Source organism: Adlercreutzia agrestimuris, assembly GCF_943193125.1.
In the GTDB taxonomy this organism is placed as follows: domain Bacteria; phylum Actinomycetota; class Coriobacteriia; order Coriobacteriales; family Eggerthellaceae; genus Xiamenia; species Xiamenia agrestimuris.
In genome coordinates this window covers 547,356-567,955 of sequence record NZ_CALPCX010000002.1, presented here as the reverse complement: position 1 = coordinate 567,955, position 20,600 = coordinate 547,356, and the positions used below count along the sequence as shown (strand labels likewise).

The following is a 20,600-nucleotide window of genomic DNA, read 5'->3' as shown; positions in this document are numbered from 1 at the left end:
CATAGGTACGCATAGCACCATTGCTTGGGTTGAAGTAATACCACTTGCCGTTGACTTTCTCCCAACCGGTTGCCATAACGCCGTCAGACTTCAAGTAATACCAGGTAGCACCTAACTGCAACCATGCATTCTCGCGAAATGCACCCGATGAATCCGCCCAATACCACACGTTATTTAGTTTGAGCCAGGAATATGAACGCATAGCGCCACTACCCGGAGTAAAGTAATACCACTTTCCATTAATTTTTAGCTTGCCCTCGGCCATCTCGCCAGAGTTCAGATCAAGCCAATACCAGGAACTACCCAATTGTAGCCACCCAGTTTTTGCTGCTCCATTTGATTGATAGTAATACCATTTACCATCAATCTTATTCCAGCCCGTTTTAGCGTTTACCTGCAATTTCCCTGACGCATCAAAGGTATATACCTTGCCATCAATTTTCTTTTGACCGGTAACCATGACGCCTGATGACGGATCAAGATAGTACTTAACGCCATTGAGCGAAAGCCAACCGGTGTGCATGGCGCCAGATGAATTCAGGAAGTAATACCACTTGCCACCGATTTTTTGCCAGCCTTTAAGCATGGCGCATGTAGTAGAAGAGAAGTAGTATTTCTTGTTTGAGATAGTGCGCCAACCGGTTGCTGCATAGGTGTCGTTATCAAACCAATACATCTCACCATTGACTTTTTGCCAGCAATTTTTTGCATAGGTTCCATCGCCAAGCAGCAAGCGCCACTTACCATTAACTTGTTCCCAGCCAACTCGAAGACCATACGTATCAACAATACCAGCCGCATCGGCTTCGCCGAGCTGCTTCAAAAAGGATTCTTGCTTGAGCTTTGCGCTCTCTGAAGGATTAGAGATAAAAGCGTGCTCAACAATGAGACCCGCCATTCCTGACTCGCGCGCATCAGCGATAACCGTGTAGTAATCACCAATACCACCATTGTTTGGGTAGGTATAACCATTGGTGGCATTGAGTGTTTTAATGCCGCGGTTTTGCAAGCCTAATGCAGCAAGTTTCTTCACAATATTGCCTGCCAGCTGCTTACCTTCTTCATGCAAGTCGTGCCTATAGCTGCTGGAGTTCGGATACCACACCTCGGCACCGTTTCCCAAAGTTGACGCTGCAGAATTAATATGAATGCTAATAAAAACATCCGCTCCAGCATTCTTCGCACGACGAACACGCTCAGATAAGCCCACATATTCATCAGTGGTTCGCGTCATATACACGCGAACGTTGTAACGCTCAAGAGCAGCCTTGCAATATTTGGCTATCTTGAGAGTTACATTCTTTTCTTGCACTGTTGCAATGCCAGAAACGATGGAATCATTCGCACCACCATCGTAACCTCCGTGACCCGGATCTAATGCAATAACCAGGGTTTCACCGCGCTTGGCTTTTTCAAGCGCAGGAGAGGCTACTTGGAAAAGTGCTCCACTTTCCTCTCCCGCTTTGGACTGAATTGGCGAAGCGGCCATTGCTTGGCCCTGCATACGAGCGCCAGAAGTCACTGCATCACCAGCCACGAGTGCTTCATCAGCAACGCTAGCAGCAACATCAAGTGAAGGCGCCTCAACAACCGCATCTGCCTCACTATCAAAAGCATAGACAGATACATCTGCCTCATCACCCAGCTCAGCAAGCGCCTCAACACCTGCCGCCGGCTCACTTACCAAAAAGACGCAAGGTCCATCTTCGTCTGTTTGAGGACGAAAATTCATCAAACTTACCTCACCCTGCGTGTTGGTAAACTCAGCTTCTAGAAGGGTATAGATGCCCAACTCATGAGGAACAATCGAAAATAGTGCCGCATTTTCTGCGCACGTAGTTGCTTCAATGATTTTTTGAGCGCCTGCCGCGCTTTCATAAGCTAGACGAGCAGATGCTACCTCATATGATTCGTCATCAACAATAAGCGCTATGAGCTGCTCTTGACCAAGTGAGATAGTCTCGTTATCAAAATACACAAATCCTGGTGAAAGCTCAGCTTTTTCAGCTGCATCATCTGCACTCTCAAATGCCTCATAAACGCCGGACTGAGCAACAACATCATCAGTAAGTTCTACGATTTCATCTGTGACAACAGATTCTGATGCATCTTGTTCGGAGCTTTCCTGATTACTAGAGGGCGCCTGCAAAGAATCTTGAGGCTCATCCAACAATTGCCCGTCTACTGCTGGTGAATCGCTTTCTTCACCCACAGCTCCCTCGTCAAAAGCTCCACCAGCTGCCTGATCATCGGTTTCAGGAGAACCAAGTAACTGGTCATCAATAGCTCCATCTTTATAATCAGACTCATAAGCAAAAGAAAGAACTTCATCATTTTCTTCTCCTGCGCGCTCTGACGCAAAACCCTGCACTGGGCATGAAAAAACCAATGCTCCCGCAAGCACCACTGATATGCATGATCGAGCAAACTTAGCCAGAGACTGGCTCATAGAAGCACCCCCGTACCTACTATAGTTAAGTTACATTTGTCTCGCGAATGCGTTGTTATGGAAGTATACCAGCAACTTTTTTGAAAGGCAGTTAATTTAGTGGCAAATGGTCTATACTGACTAATCTTTCAAAAATGCCACATGAAACCACAATAAGAAGGAGCTTTACTCACGATATGTTTATTCATGCCTTAACTTCAAAGGTTAAACAGATCCTTGTTTGGTTTATATGCATTACAGCACTTACCCTTTGTGCAGGAAACGCACAATTTGCATACGCTAGCCAAGATAATGAGGCTACGCAAGCTGACTTAACAGTTGAACCCTACGCTCAAACCTCTCAAGGAACGGTGCGCATCCACGTACTCCCTTTCGTTTGGATGGATGCTATCGTTATCGAATCAAATGGACACTTCGCTATGGTTGATTCTGGCGAAGACAGTGACTCACCTTCTGGAAACGACCCGCGCTACCCCATCCGACCAGGCATTACAATCGGACAAGGCGTTGAAACCGAAGTAATCTCTTATTTGCGTTCACTTGGCGTGACGCCACAAAACTTCGATTTTTACATTGGTACCCATCCTCACTCGGATCATATCGGAACCGCAGATGAGATAATCAACACATTCAAGCCAGCTGTTGTTTATACGCCCTATTACGACGACAGCATAATAACCAACGCCGCATATCTTTGGGATAACCAATATGTCTATGATCATCTCATGGCAGCAGCAAAGGCTACTGGAGCACGCGTGGTTCAAACCTTTGATCCAACACTTCCAACGCAGCTAAGCGAAAAGCCACTTGAAGATGGCACATACATAGGCAACCCCCACTTAACGCTCGGTAGCGCTACTCTTGATATCATGAATTACGGACACGATTTGAGCGCAGGCATAAATGACTGCAACGATTATAGCTGGGGTGTTTTGGTAAGCACTTCCGGCAAAAAGGCTTTCTTAGCTGGCGATATCAATAATTATCGCGGCGATGAAGATAGACTAGCTGCACAACTCGGTCATGTGGATGTCCTTAAAATTGGTCATCATGGCAACCATGGTTCTACAACAAAAAACTTCCTCTCTACACTTCATCCCAACTATGCTATTTTAACCGGGCATTATAACGACATTAACTCCGATACAGTTAATCTCTTAGAACGCTTTAATACAGCAGTATTTACTACAGGCGATGCGGCCGCATTAAATCAGCGCGCAATTGTTGTAACTCTTTCTTCGCAGGGCATTACGTGTAATATGCAGGACAATAAACTCTTGTTACGCTTGCGCCATGAATCGCCGTTTGTTATGGCAAGTAAAAATGGTGTTCCTACTGCCCAAAATGGCTGGATTTCCCACAATAACACTTGGTACTGGTTCAACAACAGCCCCTACGCAACCGAATCAGCATGGATCAAGGATAAAGGCTCTTGGTACTATCTCAAAGAAGATGGCAGTATGGCTAGCGGGTGGCAAAAAGTCGAAGATGCATGGTATTGGCTTGATTCGTCCGGAAAAATGCTTTCAAACCAATGGATCCGCGTTCAAGGTGTATGGTATTACCTCAAATCATCAGGCGCCATGGCACAAGGCTGGCAAAATAACTGGGGTACCTGGTATTACCTTGACCCCTCAAGCGGAGCTATGCGTGAAGGATGGCAGCTTATTTCAAATAAGTGGTATTTCTTAAACTATGGTTCGGGTTCCATGGCAACCGGATGGACAAAAGTTGGTGGCACGTGGTATTACCTTCGATCATCAGGAGCTATGCATACAGGATGGGGCAAGATTGATGGTAGCTGGTATTACCTTAACCCATCAGGCGCGATGGCAACTGGATGGAAACAAGTTGATGGCTCGTGGTATTTCCTTCGTTCAAATGGCGTTATGGCAACCGGATGGATCAAGGTTCAGGGAAGCTGGTATTACCTCAACCCCTCTGGCGCAATGGCAACTGGATGGAAGCTCATTGACAACAAGTGGTATTACCTCAAAGCTTCAGGCGCAATGCATACCGGCTGGCTCAAGCTTAATGGCACTTGGTATTATCTGGATTCATCGGGAGCAATGATAACGGGAAGCGCCACCATCGACGGCGTTTACTATACCTTTAACGCATCTGGTGCCTTACAATAGAAATGTTGCGATTCTTCGTATCGCAAGCCTATGTATTTACAGTCAACACTGAGGTGAACACACCATGCTCGATCCAACACGAGAACTTGTAAGCGTTATTGTGCCAACATTTAACGCAGGTCCATATCTTGAACAGTGTCTCGAAAGTATTCTTGGGCAAACGCATCAAAATCTTGAGGTGCTTTGCTTAAACGACGGTTCCACTGACAACTCACTTGAGATCATGCAACGCTATGCTAATAAAGATGAGCGTATACGTATTATCGACAAGCAAAACGAAGGCTACGGTGCAACGTGTAATCGCGGGCTTGATGAAGCCCAAGGGTCATGGATAGCCATTGTTGAGCCAGATGACTGGATTGAACTGAGCATGTATGCAGACATGCTTGCCTTCGCAGCAACGCTTGATCAAACACCCCAAATCATCAAAACACCCTACTGGCGCATTTGGATGCCTGATACTCCCAAACAGCGTAAGCTCAACTGCAGTTACAAAAACCGCATACACCCAAGCAAACAACCTTTCGTTATTGCTGAAGCTGCGCACCTTCTTACACATCATCCCAGCATCTGGTCAGCTCTTTACCGCAAAGATTTTCTTGACGAGCATCAGATTCGCTTTAAGCCCATTCCTGGTGCGGGCTGGGCAGATAACCCCTTCCTTATTGAGACACTTTGCTCGGCTGACGCAATTGCTTATCTGGACACGCCCTACTATTGCTATCGCGAAGAAACACCGGAAAAATCTCAGAGTTTCGCCGAGAAAAGCACGATGATTCCCTTTGAGCGCTGGAACGATATGCAAGATGTGCTTGATAGACTTGCTGTCAATGACAGCGAAGTCCTGCAAGCACATATATCTCGCGGCTTCACCTATTTAAGTGGCGTTATAGAATATGTAGACTTAAGTCACGAGCAGGTATATCAAGCAACTAAGGCGATGTTTGATCGCATGGATCAAAACCTTGTGCTTACCCATCCCGAACTCTCCCCTGGCTCAAAGGCATTGTATTGTGAAATGATGGGACTTGAACCCCTCAAAGGCGGACATGCTGCCTATATGCGCAATCTAGTTAAAGAAGGAATTTACACCATTAAAAATACTGGTTTATCATTCACTATCTTAGCTACAAGCCACTATCTTACTCACAAGAAAAAACGCGAAGGACGCTAGACTTTAAAGCGTGACGCAGCTTACCAAAGCTAGAAGCGTCCAACTATTAATCTCAGTACGCCTAAACAAAGCGGACACCAACTCACAAGTTGATGTCCGCTTCTTTGCAATATCTCAATTATAGGTTTTAAGAAGCTGGTCTCACTTCAGGAAGCGGAACAATGTTTGTGGGCTCCTGGCCAGCATCAACAGCCTTGATAACCTCTTTCCACGTAGCTTCATCACGTGTAGTCATCCAAAGTTGCGTACCTTCGTCAATGCCACCAGCATAAGGACCAGTTCCTGAAATAATGGTAATCTTGTCAGCATTGCTGGCGAAGTTACCAACCATATCAATCATTTTTGTTGCATCCCAGTCAGTGTCCATGTTGTCTAAGAGCGCCTGACAAGCACTTGCTGCATCTGCAGGATTGCTTGCAATTTGCTCAATGAGATTCTCAACAATTTGACGATCCTGAATTTGACGGCATGCGTCAAGGTCATCAGCATATTGCTTGCGAGAACGAGCAAGCACCAATGCCTGGCTACCATCAAGGTGCTGCTCACCTGCTGAAAGCTCAATACGCTCGCCTGACACAATATCATCAAGTTGCATATCAATAGGAACATCAGCGTTTACGCCACCAATGCTATTGATTGCGTTTTCAAACTCAACAAAATCCATATCAAGATAGTATTGAGGCTTAACACCGGTCAACAGCTCTACTTGTTCAAGCAAAGCTGGCATGCCGCCCCAGAAATACGTATCGTTGATCTTCATGGTCTGATCATCATAGGTGCACATAGTGTCACGCGGAATGGTGACAATGCCAATTTGATACGTCTGAGGATCAAGGCGCACCAACATCATAGTGTCGGAACGACCAACTCCATTTGAATACTCAGGCTTATCAATCTCTACGGTACCGGTACGAGAGTCATTGCCCACCAAAAGCACCCAAAACGGTGCCGTATCGCTTTCATCTTCTTCCTGGGGAGCTGCTTGGTTGTTCATTAGCTCAACGTCAGTTGGCTCAGGAGCTTCAGATTGCGAAGCGCAAGCTGTAAGCGCAAGAGCTACCATAGCAGCACTCACGAAGAGCGCTATCTTCTTACATAATTTCACGATGCCATCCTCCTTTTGCATTTGTACTCCTATTGGCTATCGTTTTAGGTATCGAAACACAATACCACGCTTACGGGATAATAGCGGTAGAGTTCACATCTACATCAGATGGATCTGCGCCCGACTTCACAACCTCCATGAGATTTGCCCAACCTTCAGGATTCTCATAACAAAGCCAAATGCCACCAGCTGCCTCATTGATATCGCCTGCACTCGGACCTGAACAGCTATAAACTGTCATCTTGCCCGACCCACCTGCAAAAGCACTTGCAAGAGAAATTATCTCGGGAGTTTGCATATCAGTTCCCACACAAGATGCCAGACTCAATACAACATTTGGAAGATCAAAAAGCGGCGCATCCAAAGCTTTTTTAAGAATTGCTTCTGCTAATTCACGAACATTGTTTTGGCGATGCATGTCTTGGTCGGTTGCATACTCGTGTCGTGCTCGCGCAAAAATCTGAGCCTGCTGACCATCAAGTGTTTGCTCACCTGGCTCAATGGTGATAGTTTCACCCGTCAAAGCATCCTGATAAGACAACTCGGTATCAACATTAACCGTCACTCCCCCGAGCTTATCAACAATCTCCTCCAATTCAGAGAAATGAATCTCTGCATAATGTGAGATAGGCACGCCTGTTAATTCAGAAACCGCCTTGATAGTCATCGGAGCGCCTCCGATATTGTAGGCCTCGTTAATCTTGACAACGCTTCCATCATCAAGTGTTAGTGGTGTATCACGTGGGATGGTTACCATTGTTAGTTCGCGAACCGACGGATCAACACGCACCAAAATCATAACGTCAGAGCGCTGTTGGTCTCCTGATTCGTATTCTTTATCCGAAGTTCCTGACCCTTCGCGTGAGTCAGATCCGAGAACAAGCATATAAAAGGGTTGACCAGCCTCAGAAGCAACGAGCGCTTCATGAACCGCAGCATTTTGTTCAGCACCCATAGAAAGTGCATTATTCAAGGTGATGGTGTACCAAATGCCATACCCGACGCCCACCAGCACAAGTGCCAGCACAGCAGCAAGAACGCCACAAAGGATGCGCTTGACACGAGACTTCTTTTTCCGATTGTTTACGTAGTTAGGATAGAGCTCTTGTGCAGTTGGACGAGCATGAGCACCAAGATTTTGTGCTTGCGAGGCGCCTCGATACCTTTGCGCTCGCTGCGTTGAATCGGGTGCTCCTTGCGTTGGATATCCTTGTACCGGGTATCCATTCTGCACGTGCGCATGTCTGCCTCCCCCAACATACTGATCACGTGCATAATATGAGGGCTGTTCATTCCTCGTAGTATGGCGTGCATTATTGCGGGTGTCCAATATATGACTCCTTTTACGTAACGATATATCTCTCAAATGATCCACTTTAATGCGAATGTTTTAGCAATTTGCCAACTAAAAATAATAACATAGCCCTCTAAACTAACGGCTTACTTAGCTTTTGTGGACACGAAAGCAACGCATGTACAGTGCACAAATCATGCGTCTTTATGCATATATGAGGTTATATTTTTGCTTGTGAAAACATGCCTTTAACTACTGCCGAAACAAACCCTTGACGTTGAGCCTCATAAGGTTTGCCTGCCAAATATAAGCGTTCCACACTAATATCTTGTAAATTGCTGGGATTAACAGCATAGGGATTACGCGAAAGCACAACCATGTCTGCAATCTTTCCCACTTCAAGAGAGCCACGTTCTTTTTCGTCAAAACAGGTCCAAGCGCCATTATAGGTACACATACGTAAAGCTTCTTGAATGCTTAAACGCTCTTGCTCGTTGGTGTGGTTACACGCTCGATGCATCCACAACAGCGGATCAGGATCAGTGCAAGGTGCATCAGAGCCTGCCGATAAAACAATTCCAGCATCACAGTAGCGACGCAGTGGATTTAGTTTTTGAGCGCGCGTATCACCAAGTACTGAAACAAGATACTCATCAGGTTCTTGTGGCCAATCTATAAAGCTGGTTTGCATGGGAAAATGAATATGATAACGAGCGCAAATCTCCAATGCTTCATCAGTAGGTAAGCAAGCGTGTATGATTCCATGACGATGATCATTTTGAGGATAATCATCTAATGCCGCCTTAAGCGCACGGGCAGCCTGCTCAAATGCGGCATCGCCTATAGCATGCATTTCAATTTGGAGACCAGCCCTATTGGCGGCTTTACAAAATTCAATTACTTGCTCATCTGAATAATACAAAACACCTTGCCCGCCACAACTGTCGCTGTATGGTTCAAGCAATGCAGCATCATGACTGCCAAAACATCCATCCAGTGCGCAAGCAAAGCACCCGCCAATGCGCGGTAAGTTGCGCTTCGTTGCCACTGAAATATCCATTGACTGCGGAAATACACGCACCTGGAAACCGTTTTGCGCACTTTTCCCAATCCATTGCTCAAGGTTAATATCTAAATTCCCCGCAAAACCAACACCACTTACGGTATGTACCATACCAATACCGCGCGCTGCCAAATAATCCATTGCATGCTGGATGTTTCTAATAAGCTCAGGAATAGATAAACTTCCCGTAATGTAATCGCTTACCGCAAAAAATGCCTCTTGGTTCATCTCTCCGCTTTCTGGATGATATCCACGCAGACCAGAGACCTTATCCTGGATAAGTTCTAAAAGCTTGGTATTAACCACGCAGGCACGACCGTCGTATTTGACCATAAAAATGGGCTTATCGGGACAAGCCATATCCAATTCTTCGCGCGAGAGTAGCTTGCCCTCTATCACCGAATAAGGCGAAGCGCCGAAGGCTACGAGAGTTTTAGCGGTACTCTTTTGAGCGAATTCGGTGACCATCTGCATAATCTCAGCATTAGATCGCGCTTGCATAACATTAAGTCCTGCATTAAATGTTGCAAACGATGCCAAGTGCTCATGGGTATCAACAAAAGCAGGACACAGCGCGCCATCATTAAGTACCTCGCGCTCAATATGCGAATACGATTCCGGGAGTTCATTGCCAACAAATACGATAGTTCCGCTATCTTCGACAAGAAAACGCGCAACGCTATCATGTGCATCCACCGTAAGAATAGTGCCTTCATATACTTTCATGTTGATCCTTTGCTCGTCGTCAAAGGAGCATGGTATCACGTTGAGTGTTTGTCTTACGCGACTGTCTCAAAGATTTCAGCCACTTCAGCTTTAGAGTGAACCCCAAGCTTTCCATAGGCATGGCGAAGATGCGTTTTGACCGTATTACCTGATAAATAAAGCTCTTGCTCAATTTGTGTACGAGTCTTTCCCTCAAGGGTTAATGCAAGAAGCTCAATTTCACGCTTGGTAAGATTATAACGCTCAGCCAATGCATCACAACGAGCCATAAATATCTCATGCGGTCCGGGTACATGCTGCTTACTTACAATACCAACACCCTGAGCACCCCAATCAGCATTAACAAATCGCTCGCTTTTCCAAATCAGCACACAAACCAACACCAGTACCAGCCCTGCAAGCGCAAGTGCAATGCGAACCACCGAATTATCCAGCAGATCAAGCTGTTGCATCAGGCGACAAAACAAAAGGCCTAACAAAAGCGGTCCTTCGGTGCAAAAACGCGTCACCGCAAACAAACGAAGACTCGGAACGTCGTAGCGGTGCACAATGCCCACAACAACCATAAGGACAAAAAAGGTAAAGAATACAAAGGCGAACTTCTCGGTAAACGAAACAATAGTTCCAAGATCACCTGTTGCAAACGGAATAATTAACAGCGAAAAAAGCGCTAGACCCAATGCGACCAGAGCAAGTGCACGTGCATCAAGTTTTTCGCGATGTAAATATGCCATCCCAAGCACTACAACGCCAAAAGCGCCCGTGGCTAATATTCGATGAATTGAACCCATGTATTCTGCGTTGTTTAAAAACAACGATGACGTGCCCATGATAAAACTGCCAATCGTCATAATGCCTAACAGCTTCCAAGGCATAGGATAGCGTTGGGTTTTATCCGCAGGCTTTTCATCGGGAAGCACGCGCAAACAAAGGGCAACGCACACTATAGACACGAATGGCAAAAGCGCCGTCATGAGCACCGCAAACGGCTCTTTCATAAACGAAACCAAACATGAAACCACAAAAGCAACAATGCAAGAAAGCGCGCCATCAATGATAGCTTGCGTCATCCCCATACGACTATAGACTTGCCCCCACAGGCAAAAAAGAAGGGCACCACCAATAGCCGTGGGGATTGAGACAACATAAACAAATACCAGGTTTGCTGATGGCAACGCATATAAACCGCAGAGAGCCGTACCAAGACTACAAAGAGCTACGAGTGAAAAACACGCGCCTGGATGCGATGAGAGCACCCCTACTCTTCGAGCGCACAAAGCAAGGACAAGAAACGTTGTGATATCTCCTATGCGCATGCCTATATCAAACGCATTTCGTGCGCCTAAATCATATCCTTGACCCGGGAATATCAACGAAACATGCGTGCAGCACAACCATGCAATAAACAGTCCCATTCCAAAAAAGCGAAATGAAACCACACGATCCTGGTGTGCTTCCTGCTCAAAATCAAATACTGCTTGATCAGATGATAGATTCGGTGATGTTTTATTCATCACGCTCTCCCTCTAGTTGTACCCCCGATCAGGCAGTATACCATGATCAGAGTGCACAAAAAAAGAGGGCAGCTCTAATGCTGCCCTCACAAAACGCATTACTATCTTATAGTCTGGCGAAGATTATTGAGTTATTAACTCAACATGGTTTGTCCACCATTGGGGTGACACTCGCCACAGATATCAACTTGCTCAGCGTGACCTTTGTGGCACTCATTGCAGTCCTCAATCGTGCCGTGAATTGAGTCATGCGGATTATAATCCCCTAACTCTGCTGTGCGTTGCGCTAGGTTATCCCATGACACATGGCACTCAGACGACAGACATGTCATGGTGTCATTGTAGAAGGTTGAAGCACAATCGGGCTCGCCGTCCTCTCCAAGCGCTGCAAGTTGAGCAGCCATATCACCTACATGACATGATTCGCAATCCTGACCAAGCGCCATATGATAGCTCGCAAGACCAGCCCCACCTTCACCATTGTCAGCATGCACCGTGTAGGTTGCCGCAAGATCGGTGCCGGTTGAAGCCAGCGGCTTATCGCCGGCACCGGAGGGAGAGCAGCCAACGGCTAGGCAAACTGCGAATGCCGCGGCAATACCCATACTTGTAAGCGTCTTAATACGCAGTGATTTTTTCATGACCTACACCCCCATTGCGGCACTCTGGCCGGAAACATAGCCAAACGTTACGCAGCGACCAATTGACGGTCCAAAAATATGACGCGGATAATTCGTGTGGAAGAAGCCACCCGATGCGCCACCCGCTGCAAACAAACCTGCAATTGGCTCATTGTCGTAGTCAAGTACACGGCATTCGTAGTCAACAACCAAACCAGATACGGTTGCAAGGATAGAAGACTGATGTTTGATAGCGTAGTATTTTTCGCCCTCAATCTTTTTAGCCTTCTCCATGGGACGATTAAAATCTTCGTCTTTTTGTGCATCCACAAATCCATTAAAGCGCTCAATTTCTGATTCAAGCGTTGCACTGTCCACTTCCATTGCTGAAGCAAGCTCTGCAATAGAATCAGCTTCAAATGCCCAGCCCTTCTCTTTGAATGGTTCAAGCGCTTCTAATACCGCTTCGTTCGGAACTTGAGCAGTACTTGCTACACGCCAGCAGTTTTCACCATAGTGACGCTGCGCGGTAATTGCATTTGAACGAGCCTGGAACGGCAGCGATTCAGAAGCAAAGCGTCTGCCCTGCTCATTAATCATAAGGCCACCTGATACCAAACCAGTAATACCCAGATTGGACGAATAGAATGACTCGGGGCTACCAAAGTCAAAGTTCATAACAGCTGCTGGCAGCGGATCCATCTGACCACCAACTGCAAGACCCATAAGCTGACCGTCGCCTGTTGTGCCATAGTTGGGGCACCATGACGCTGCATTTGCAATGTCTTCCGGACGGCACCATGCCTTAAGCATGGCAGGATTTGCATCAAAACCACCCGTTGCCAAAATAACGCCATTCTTAGCATTCACGCGGAAATACCCTTCGGCATCTTTGCAAATGGCACCCGTTACACGACCGCCCTCTTCGCGCTCAAGTTTAACAACTGCGCTGCGATAGCGAATCTCAGCATTTTTACGCTTTGAGATAGTGTTTGCCAAATCTTGCACGATGTAGATACCGGCGCCACCAGCGTTTTTCGTGGTCTGCTCTGACCAGGATTCACACTTGAATTCAATCTCGGTTTGAGGAACATCGAAATTGTGAGCGTTTGGATTGTTTTCTTTATACCATTCAACAATTCCCATATCGCCTTCGTCAAATTTCTCTTGCAGCCAGTCTGCTGCCTCAGGAGAACGATCCGCCCACAGCTTAATAGGATCAATGGGTACACGATAATAAGCTGCATGACGCATACGGTCCATCATGAGTGCCTTGTCGCAGGTATAGCCACCGTCTTCCATAGCCTTGCCACCAGTAACACCCATGCCTTCAAACATACCACGACCTTGGCTCATCTTCTCAAGGCAGAGTACTTGCGTTTTGCCGTCATCTGAAGCTGACAGAGCTGCGCATACACCAGTAATGCCGCCACCGGCAACCAATACATCCACCTCTTCAGTTCGGACAAGCTCGTCTTCGCCAATTTCGCGCATTTCAAACGCTACTTCACCCTGACGATCCATATCAGTGGGCGCATCAACGACCGGCACAAAGCGAACGTTAGTTGGGAATACCTCCGAATACAGATCTGTTTCAAAATTGGCAATACCCTTTTCTGGAATAGCTGCACCTTCAGCTTCATCGGCGTATGCCTGCAGAGGTGCAGTTGTCTTGAAAGCTCCAGCAGCTGCAGCTGAACCAAGCAGTGCAAGTCCGCCGGCTTTCAGGAAATCGCGACGGCTGGGCGAACTTATTGCCTTTTCCATCTTGTCTCCTCCTCATTTGTTGCTCTCCCGAAGATGCAAACCGCATCCGTGCGCACAAACCCCAAAAGGCACATATGCAGGTTACGAGGTATATGTACCTTTTACCCAATATGCATAATTGCTCATGCGGCTTGCATCCGTACCAGTTGCATTGTGCCGTCGCCTTAAGAAGATGAAACGGGTGAAAGCATAAAAAGAAAGGGCGATTTGTATCTCACCCCTTCTTTCACCCTAGCAAAATGATATTGAATGAGCTAGCACATAAGGTGCCGCACAATCGCGCTTGCGTGCTAGGAAACCCATTTGCGAAGCATGCGCACAAACGTATCAACATCAAGTGGTTTAGACATGTGATCATTCATTCCGACACTATGAGCGCGTCGAACATCTTCTGCAAACGCATCTGCAGAAAGTGCAACAATGGGAATTTGTGCCAAATCTGAGCGCACTTCACCTTCTTTGCGAATAGCTGCAGTGGCTTCATACCCATTCATGACAGGCATTTGAATATCCATTAATACCATCGTGTAGTATCCAGGCTCATGGTCTCGAAGTGCCTCAAAAGCAAGTTTGCCATTTTCCACATGATCAACGGTTGCGCCGGTTAATTCAATAAGCTCCTGAGCAACTGCTGCTGCCATGGCGCTATCTTCTACAAGCAAAACACGCTTACCCTCAAATGACAAATTCTCAAGCAGAGACCTTTCATCTGTAAACGACTGAGCTTCACCGCTTATCAACTCCTTCATTACCCGAATAAGTCGTGTCTTGAAAAGTGGTTTAGAGATGAAAGCATCCACACCAACTTCGCGCGCTTCTCGCTCAATCATAGACCAGTCATATGCCGATAAAACAATGATTGGAATGGCATCTAAAACCGCTTCATGAATTCGTCGCGCGGTTTCGATGCCGTCCATCTCAGGCATACGCCAATCCAAAATAATCGCACGGAAAGGATCACTTTGCTGCTTTGCCTCAATCACTGCATTAATACCTTCTTGCCCTGACAAAACATACGACGAACGCATGCCAACCTCTTCAAGCATGGCACACGCTCCTTCACATGCAATGACATCATCATCAACAACAAGAACGCGGATGTCGCATAAATCCGAGATATCCTCTTGCGCTTTATCGGAGAGCTTCAAATGAACTACCACGGTAAAGGTGCTGCCTTCTCCTTCAACAGAGTCAACATCAACCGTTCCGCTCATAAGGCTTACTACGCTTTTGACAATTGCCATACCAAGACCAGTACCTTCAATCTTGGTAGTACGAGAATCATTTGCGCGCGTGAAAGGCTCGAAAACCGTTTCGAGAAACTCAGGAGACATACCACAACCAGTATCGGTAAAGGTAAACTCATAACATCCATGTTCAGGAATTCGGCTTGGCAGTTCAGCTATACGCAAGCCAATCTGTCCACCTTCAGGCGTAAACTTAACAGAGTTACCCATAATGTTCACAAACACTTGTTGCAGACGCGTCTGATCTCCAATTACATGCTCATGCTTAATATCAGCAATCTCAACCTTGAGTTCTTGATGTTTCGCCATAATTTGGGGGTTCATGAGCGTAATCAAGCTCTCAATGGACTCTGAAAGAACAAAGGATTCTTCGTTTAAACCAATGGCACCTGACTCAATTTTTGCCATATCAAGCACTTCATTTATAAGCCCTAAAAGGTGCTTTGATGCAGAGGTAATACGAGCTAAGCACTCTCGCACACGATCAGGATTGTCAACATGCATGCCCGCAATAGCAGTCAAACCTATAATTGAATTCATGGGCGTGCGAATGTCGTGACTCATTGAATTGAGGAAGTCACTTTTTGCTTTGGACGCATGCTCTGCTGCCCCAAAGGCATCCTCAAGAGCAACACGCGACATAATCTCTTTGGTTTTTGCCTCAGTTGCATCCTGAATGGTAACCAATACATTGGTAGCAACTCCCTCAACATCACGCGCAACACATAACGTGGAAACCTGAAACCAACGCGGCTCTTTGTCGTCTTTTGTGCGGCATTCTTGCTGCACAAAAGAAACTCCTGGCCCCAGCGCTTTTTGTGTGGCTTCAATATCTAAAAACACCAGATCATCAGATGTTTCTGTTGACTTGTCCATAACCTGACTAAATGTCTGACAGAGATAGTCGTAGCTGCCATCGGGCAACAAAGCGCCAAGTGCGTCATCATTTTTGAGTGACTCATACGTTTTATTGACAAGATCAAGCGAAAGCACGCAGTTATATAAATTAGTTGAAGCATCAATAATACGCGTTGCCTCTTGGCGCTCAAGCAAGAGCTCGGTGTTGCGTTGGCGAGCTTGCAAAAGTAATACGGCAATCACAATGAGAGCGGCAATGATCACGCCCGCAATCAAAAAGATGCCGGCAAACGTCGCATTGATAACCATTTTATTGGTGATCTCAGCAGGAAACGAACGCACGATTGACCATTCGTAATTCTGTAAGCGCGAAACGTAGGTATTCCCTACTCCTTCAGGTGTTTTGTAGTTAAAGCTTCCATTGGTCCCACTTGCAAGATACCCATCAAGGCTTTCAAGTGTTTCGCCATCAACTTGATCATCTGAAAAGACCTCGTTAATTGAGGTGGTAGTTGACGCCTTAGGAGTTGCGCGCGCAACGATAACGCCATCAGGCGTACACAAATATGTTGGGGTTGGATCACCGTAGAACTCGGTTGTCATAATCTCAGTCAACGAATCTTCGTGATACACCGACACCATGACACCAACTACTGTGTACTGATAATGAACGGGCGCAAAAAAAGCAATAACATTCTGTCCACCAAAAATAGCATTGGGGATATAGCACACACCACTCTCTCCCGCCATACCTGCTGAATAGTAATACCGGTCTGTGGCATCAGCCTTGCGGCCATCTCGGTTATATGCCATACCATCAGCCATAATGAAATAAGAGTCATCAAATTGCGAAAGATCCAAAACGTTCACTGCATCTATCGGATCAACATCAGGGCTTTGTAAATTGGTTTCAAAAATAGTAGCAGCCGTCTGCACAACACGCAGCGAAGCATCAAAAGTATCATTCACTCGACGCGTTGTTTGGCCAGTTGAAGTCTCTAAATACTGATCGTTTTGAGTAACGATACGCTTGGTATTAGCGTTCATAAAGAGCAACAGCGCTATGACCAATAGACAGATAGCAGCACATGCTGCCAAAACACGATTCCTTGCTTGAATGTTTGTTTCTTTGGCTCGACTCATAGGACAACCCCATCTCCCATAACAAATCGGATACATTGAATTGTCTCTTTTTAAATGCGCTGACTATTCGCAAGTTTATTTGACACGCATTATACGGTAATGACTTTTTTCTTTTGTGTTGTCTAGTTTGCGTGATCTAAAGAAATCGAACATACTTCACTTCTCTCTGCACTTTTTGTGCATATGCATAATTTTCGCCTTATCTATACCGTTTTTGCATATTTTTACTCCATTTCACAATTTCTTGATGATTTTTCTCAACTTTTCGTGACGCGTCTGTTACTATCACCCATCATGTAACACGCACATCTTGTGCGCACGGGAAAGTAGAAAGGAGAAGCGCATATGCAACATGCTATCCACCAAGCATCTTTTGCAGCATTTGCACAAAGCGCTTTAGATAACTCCTTTATCTGCTTATCTTACCGACGCCGCAACCGCAAGGTTGCCCTTCATCTGCGACGACGCTAATTTACGCGATCGCATTTCTTTGGCAATCAATCAATTCACACCCTTATCAAACACGATAAAGGTGTCTGTTGTCTGGCGTCGTTTCTGCACATTGTTGTACCTGAATGCCAGACAATCACCATCCCTCTGACTGAAAGGAACTAACATGTCACAGCTTGACCCCGTTGCCGCAAAATCACTGAGCCCACATCCACTTTCCCCACAGCAAAACACACTCAAAAACGAAAATGGGACACCAAAAGACAAAGTAGTACTAGCATATTCAGGTGGTCTTGATACGTCTGTGTGCATTAAATGGCTCAGTGAGAACTACAACCTTGATGTTGTAGCTGTCGTCGGTGATGTTGGACAGGAACATCATGGTCTCGAATCAATTAAAGCTAAAGCACTTGCAACCGGTGCGTCCCAATGTCTAGTTATTGATATGCGCCAAGCCTTTGTAGATGAGTATCTCAGTGCAACCCTTGCCGCAAATGCGCTTTACGAGAACAAGTATCCCTTGGTCAGTGCATTATCTCGTCCATTGATTTGTAAACACCTTGTCGATGTAGCGCACAAAGTTGGCGCAAAATACATTGCGCATGGGTGCACAGGAAAAGGTAATGATCAGGTTCGCTTTGAGTCTTCCATCCTCATGCTTGATCCCACTCTTTCCATTTTGGCTCCTGTACGGGATTGGGATCTTGGCTCTCGCGAAGAAGAAATGACTTGGGCGGCTGAACATGGGATAGCGGTACCCACCACCAAAGCTTCACCCTATTCTATTGACGACAACCTTTGGGGTCGTGCAATAGAATGTGGCATCCTTGAAGACCCATGGATGGAGCCACCGGCAGATATTTACACCATGACAACTTCACCCCAAGAAGCCCCCGATACTCCCACCACTATCACCATACAGTTTGAAAAAGGCATTCCTTGCGCACTTAACAATGAACCAATGAGCTATCAAACAATCATTGAGACGCTCAACACTATTGCAGGTGAGAATGGAATTGGGCGCCTTGACATGATTGAAAACAGGCTTGTCGGCGTAAAGAGTCGCGAATGCTACGAATGCCCAGCTGCAATCACTCTCATTACCGCACACAAAGCACTTGAGGACCTTTGTCTTGAGCGCGACGTTCTTCGCCATAAGCTGAGCCTAGAACAGCTTTGGGCAACATGTGTCTACAATGGCCAGTGGTTTTCCCCTCTTAAAGAAGCTCTTGACGCATTCATGACTCACACACAGCAATGCCTTACCGGCACCATCAAACTTAAACTCTACAAAGGCAGCTGCACAGTCATAGGTCGCCAATCAGATTATTCACTCTACGATTTTGAGTTGGCAACCTATGGTCAAGAAGATGAATTTGATCAAAACGCTGCAAAAGGATTTATTGAACTACATTCGCTCTCATGTAAGGTATGGGCGAAAAATCGTTTAGATATGGGAGCAGATATGCATCCGCTTTCAAATCAAGTGACGAGCGTTTGCGAATTTGAAACCAATACTCACACCACTGCGTAACCCGACATAACACCTGGGATTTTATATCTGAACCCCCAACCTATAAACCAACCTTTATGAAACGGAGGAATTGTGGCTCTTTGGTCTGGTAGATTTAGCGAAAATGTAGATGAATTAACGCAGCGTTTTGGAGCATCGTTGCCTGTTGACAAACAACTCTACGCCCAAGACATAGCGGGCTCTTGCGCACATGCTGCTATGCTTGCCAATCAAGGAATTATCCCCCAAGCAGATGCGCAAGCCATCCAAACGGCGCTCAAAGCCATTGAATCTGAAATTGAAGCAGGCACTTTTGCTTTTGATATAAATGACGAAGATATCCATATGGCTATTGAATCCGAATTGATCAAACGCATAGGGCAAGCTGGTGCGCGTCTCCATACGGGCAGAAGCAGAAATGACCAGGTAGTAACCGATATGCGACTCTTTACCAAAGAGCGTATTGTTGATCTTATGAAGGCAAATACGGCGCTACGCGAAGCACTCTTGACCTGTGCACATGAGCACTTCGATACCATTATGCCAGGGTACACCCACCTGCAGCATGCCCAGCCCGTGCTCTTCTCGCACCATATGCTTGCTTACGTATGGATGTTCACACGCGATTTCACGCGACTTAAACATGCCTATTGCGCCGCAGACGCATCGCCTTTAGGAGCAGCGGCTCTTGCGGGAACAACCTATCCGCTCGATCGCACGCAAACTGCTGCTGCGCTCGGCTTCAACCAAGTAATTCCCAACTCCTTAGATGCGGTATCAGATAGGGATTTTTTGCTTGACCTGCTCTACGCATGCTCAGTCTCCAGCATTCATCTTTCGCGCCTCTGTGAAGAAATCATCTTGTGGTCAAGTACAGAATTTGGCTTCATAACGCTTTCGGATAAGTTTTCTACTGGCTCATCTATCATGCCGCAAAAGAAAAACCCCGACTTTGCAGAGCTAATTCGCGGTAAAACGGGGCGCGTTGTAGGGGATCTCGTAGCACTTTTCATGACCCTTAAGTCTCTCCCCCTTGCCTACAACAAAGATCTTCAAGAAGACAAGGAGGGCGCCATTGATGCAGCGTACACGCTTGAAGAGTGTTATTTGTGCATGCAAGGCATGATATCCACCATGAGCGTTCATGCTCAGGCAATGCATGACCAGGTATCAAAAGGATATCTGGCCGCAACAGATGTAGCTGATTATCTCGTTAAACGTAACCTTGCTTTTCGCCAAGCACACGAAGTCGTGGGGCACTTGGTCAAACTTTGCGAAACACGAGGTTGTACCTTAGACGAGCTTACCCTTGAAGACTTTCAACGCGAAAGCCCACTCTTTGAAGCTGATATCGTAGAATCTTTAGACCTTGCAGCCATTACGCGCGCCCGCGTCACATACGGAGGCACTGGACACGACGCAGTACGCATACAAGAAGATGAAGCCCGGAGTGTGCTTCACAAAGATTATGAGTTTGTTGCCTCACTGGCTACTCAGGCACAACACAACAAGAAGTAAGCTAGCCCCACAAAAAGGAAT

General features: G+C 46.3%; 12 protein-coding genes. 4 read left to right on the top strand and 8 right to left on the bottom strand.

The genetic code is table 11. The features are described from left to right. On the bottom strand, positions 1-2,449 hold a 2,449-nt coding region (locus tag NFR28_RS05590), incomplete at its 3' end, for an N-acetylmuramoyl-L-alanine amidase (RefSeq protein WP_251178835.1). Positions 2,450-2,625: 176 nt separating this feature from the next. Here NFR28_RS05590 and NFR28_RS05585 point away from each other — a divergent pair. After that, a complete protein-coding gene (locus NFR28_RS05585; RefSeq protein ID WP_420840400.1) occupies positions 2,626-4,587 on the top strand; it encodes an MBL fold metallo-hydrolase in 1,962 nt (653 codons plus the stop codon). A gap of 64 nt (positions 4,588-4,651) precedes the next feature. Further along, positions 4,652-5,761: a glycosyltransferase family 2 protein gene (locus NFR28_RS05575; RefSeq protein ID WP_251178834.1), complete on the top strand. Its 1,110-nt coding sequence runs from the start codon at positions 4,652-4,654 to the stop codon at positions 5,759-5,761. 127 nt (positions 5,762-5,888) lie between these two features. On the opposite strand, the gene NFR28_RS05570 is transcribed toward NFR28_RS05575, so the two are convergent. From NFR28_RS05570 to NFR28_RS05540, 7 genes are all read right to left on the bottom strand, one after another. Next, positions 5,889-6,887, bottom strand: coding sequence for an LCP family protein (locus NFR28_RS05570; RefSeq protein ID WP_251178833.1), 999 nt, complete (start codon positions 6,885-6,887; stop codon positions 5,889-5,891). 49 nt (positions 6,888-6,936) lie between these two features. After that, positions 6,937-8,100, bottom strand: a complete 1,164-nt coding sequence (locus tag NFR28_RS05565; protein ID WP_251178832.1) for an LCP family protein — start codon at positions 8,098-8,100, stop codon at positions 6,937-6,939. A gap of 280 nt (positions 8,101-8,380) precedes the next feature. Next, positions 8,381-9,949 (bottom strand): amidohydrolase, encoded by a 1,569-nt coding sequence (locus tag NFR28_RS05560; protein ID WP_251178831.1) that lies wholly within the window; start codon positions 9,947-9,949, stop codon positions 8,381-8,383. A 53-nt stretch (positions 9,950-10,002) separates the two neighbouring features. After that, positions 10,003-11,463, bottom strand: a complete 1,461-nt coding sequence (locus NFR28_RS05555) for a helix-turn-helix domain-containing protein (protein WP_251178830.1) — start codon at positions 11,461-11,463, stop codon at positions 10,003-10,005. Positions 11,464-11,597: 134 nt separating this feature from the next. Further along, positions 11,598-12,104 (bottom strand): cytochrome c3 family protein, encoded by a 507-nt coding sequence (locus NFR28_RS05550; RefSeq protein ID WP_251178829.1) that lies wholly within the window; start codon positions 12,102-12,104, stop codon positions 11,598-11,600. A gap of 3 nt (positions 12,105-12,107) precedes the next feature. Then, positions 12,108-13,850, bottom strand: a complete 1,743-nt coding sequence (locus tag NFR28_RS05545; RefSeq protein ID WP_251178828.1) for an FAD-dependent oxidoreductase — start codon at positions 13,848-13,850, stop codon at positions 12,108-12,110. A 290-nt stretch (positions 13,851-14,140) separates the two neighbouring features. After that, positions 14,141-17,098 (bottom strand): response regulator, encoded by a 2,958-nt coding sequence (locus NFR28_RS05540; RefSeq protein WP_251178827.1) that lies wholly within the window; start codon positions 17,096-17,098, stop codon positions 14,141-14,143. A gap of 616 nt (positions 17,099-17,714) precedes the next feature. Here NFR28_RS05540 and NFR28_RS05535 point away from each other — a divergent pair. After that, positions 17,715-19,082 carry an argininosuccinate synthase gene (locus NFR28_RS05535; RefSeq protein WP_251178826.1) on the top strand — a complete coding sequence of 456 codons (1,368 nt, stop codon included), beginning with the start codon at positions 17,715-17,717 and terminating at the stop codon, positions 19,080-19,082. A gap of 72 nt (positions 19,083-19,154) precedes the next feature. Continuing rightward, on the top strand, positions 19,155-20,579 hold the full coding sequence (gene argH / locus NFR28_RS05530; protein ID WP_251178825.1) for an argininosuccinate lyase: 1,425 nt from the start codon (positions 19,155-19,157) through the stop codon (positions 20,577-20,579). The last annotated feature ends 21 nt before the right edge of the window (positions 20,580-20,600 follow it).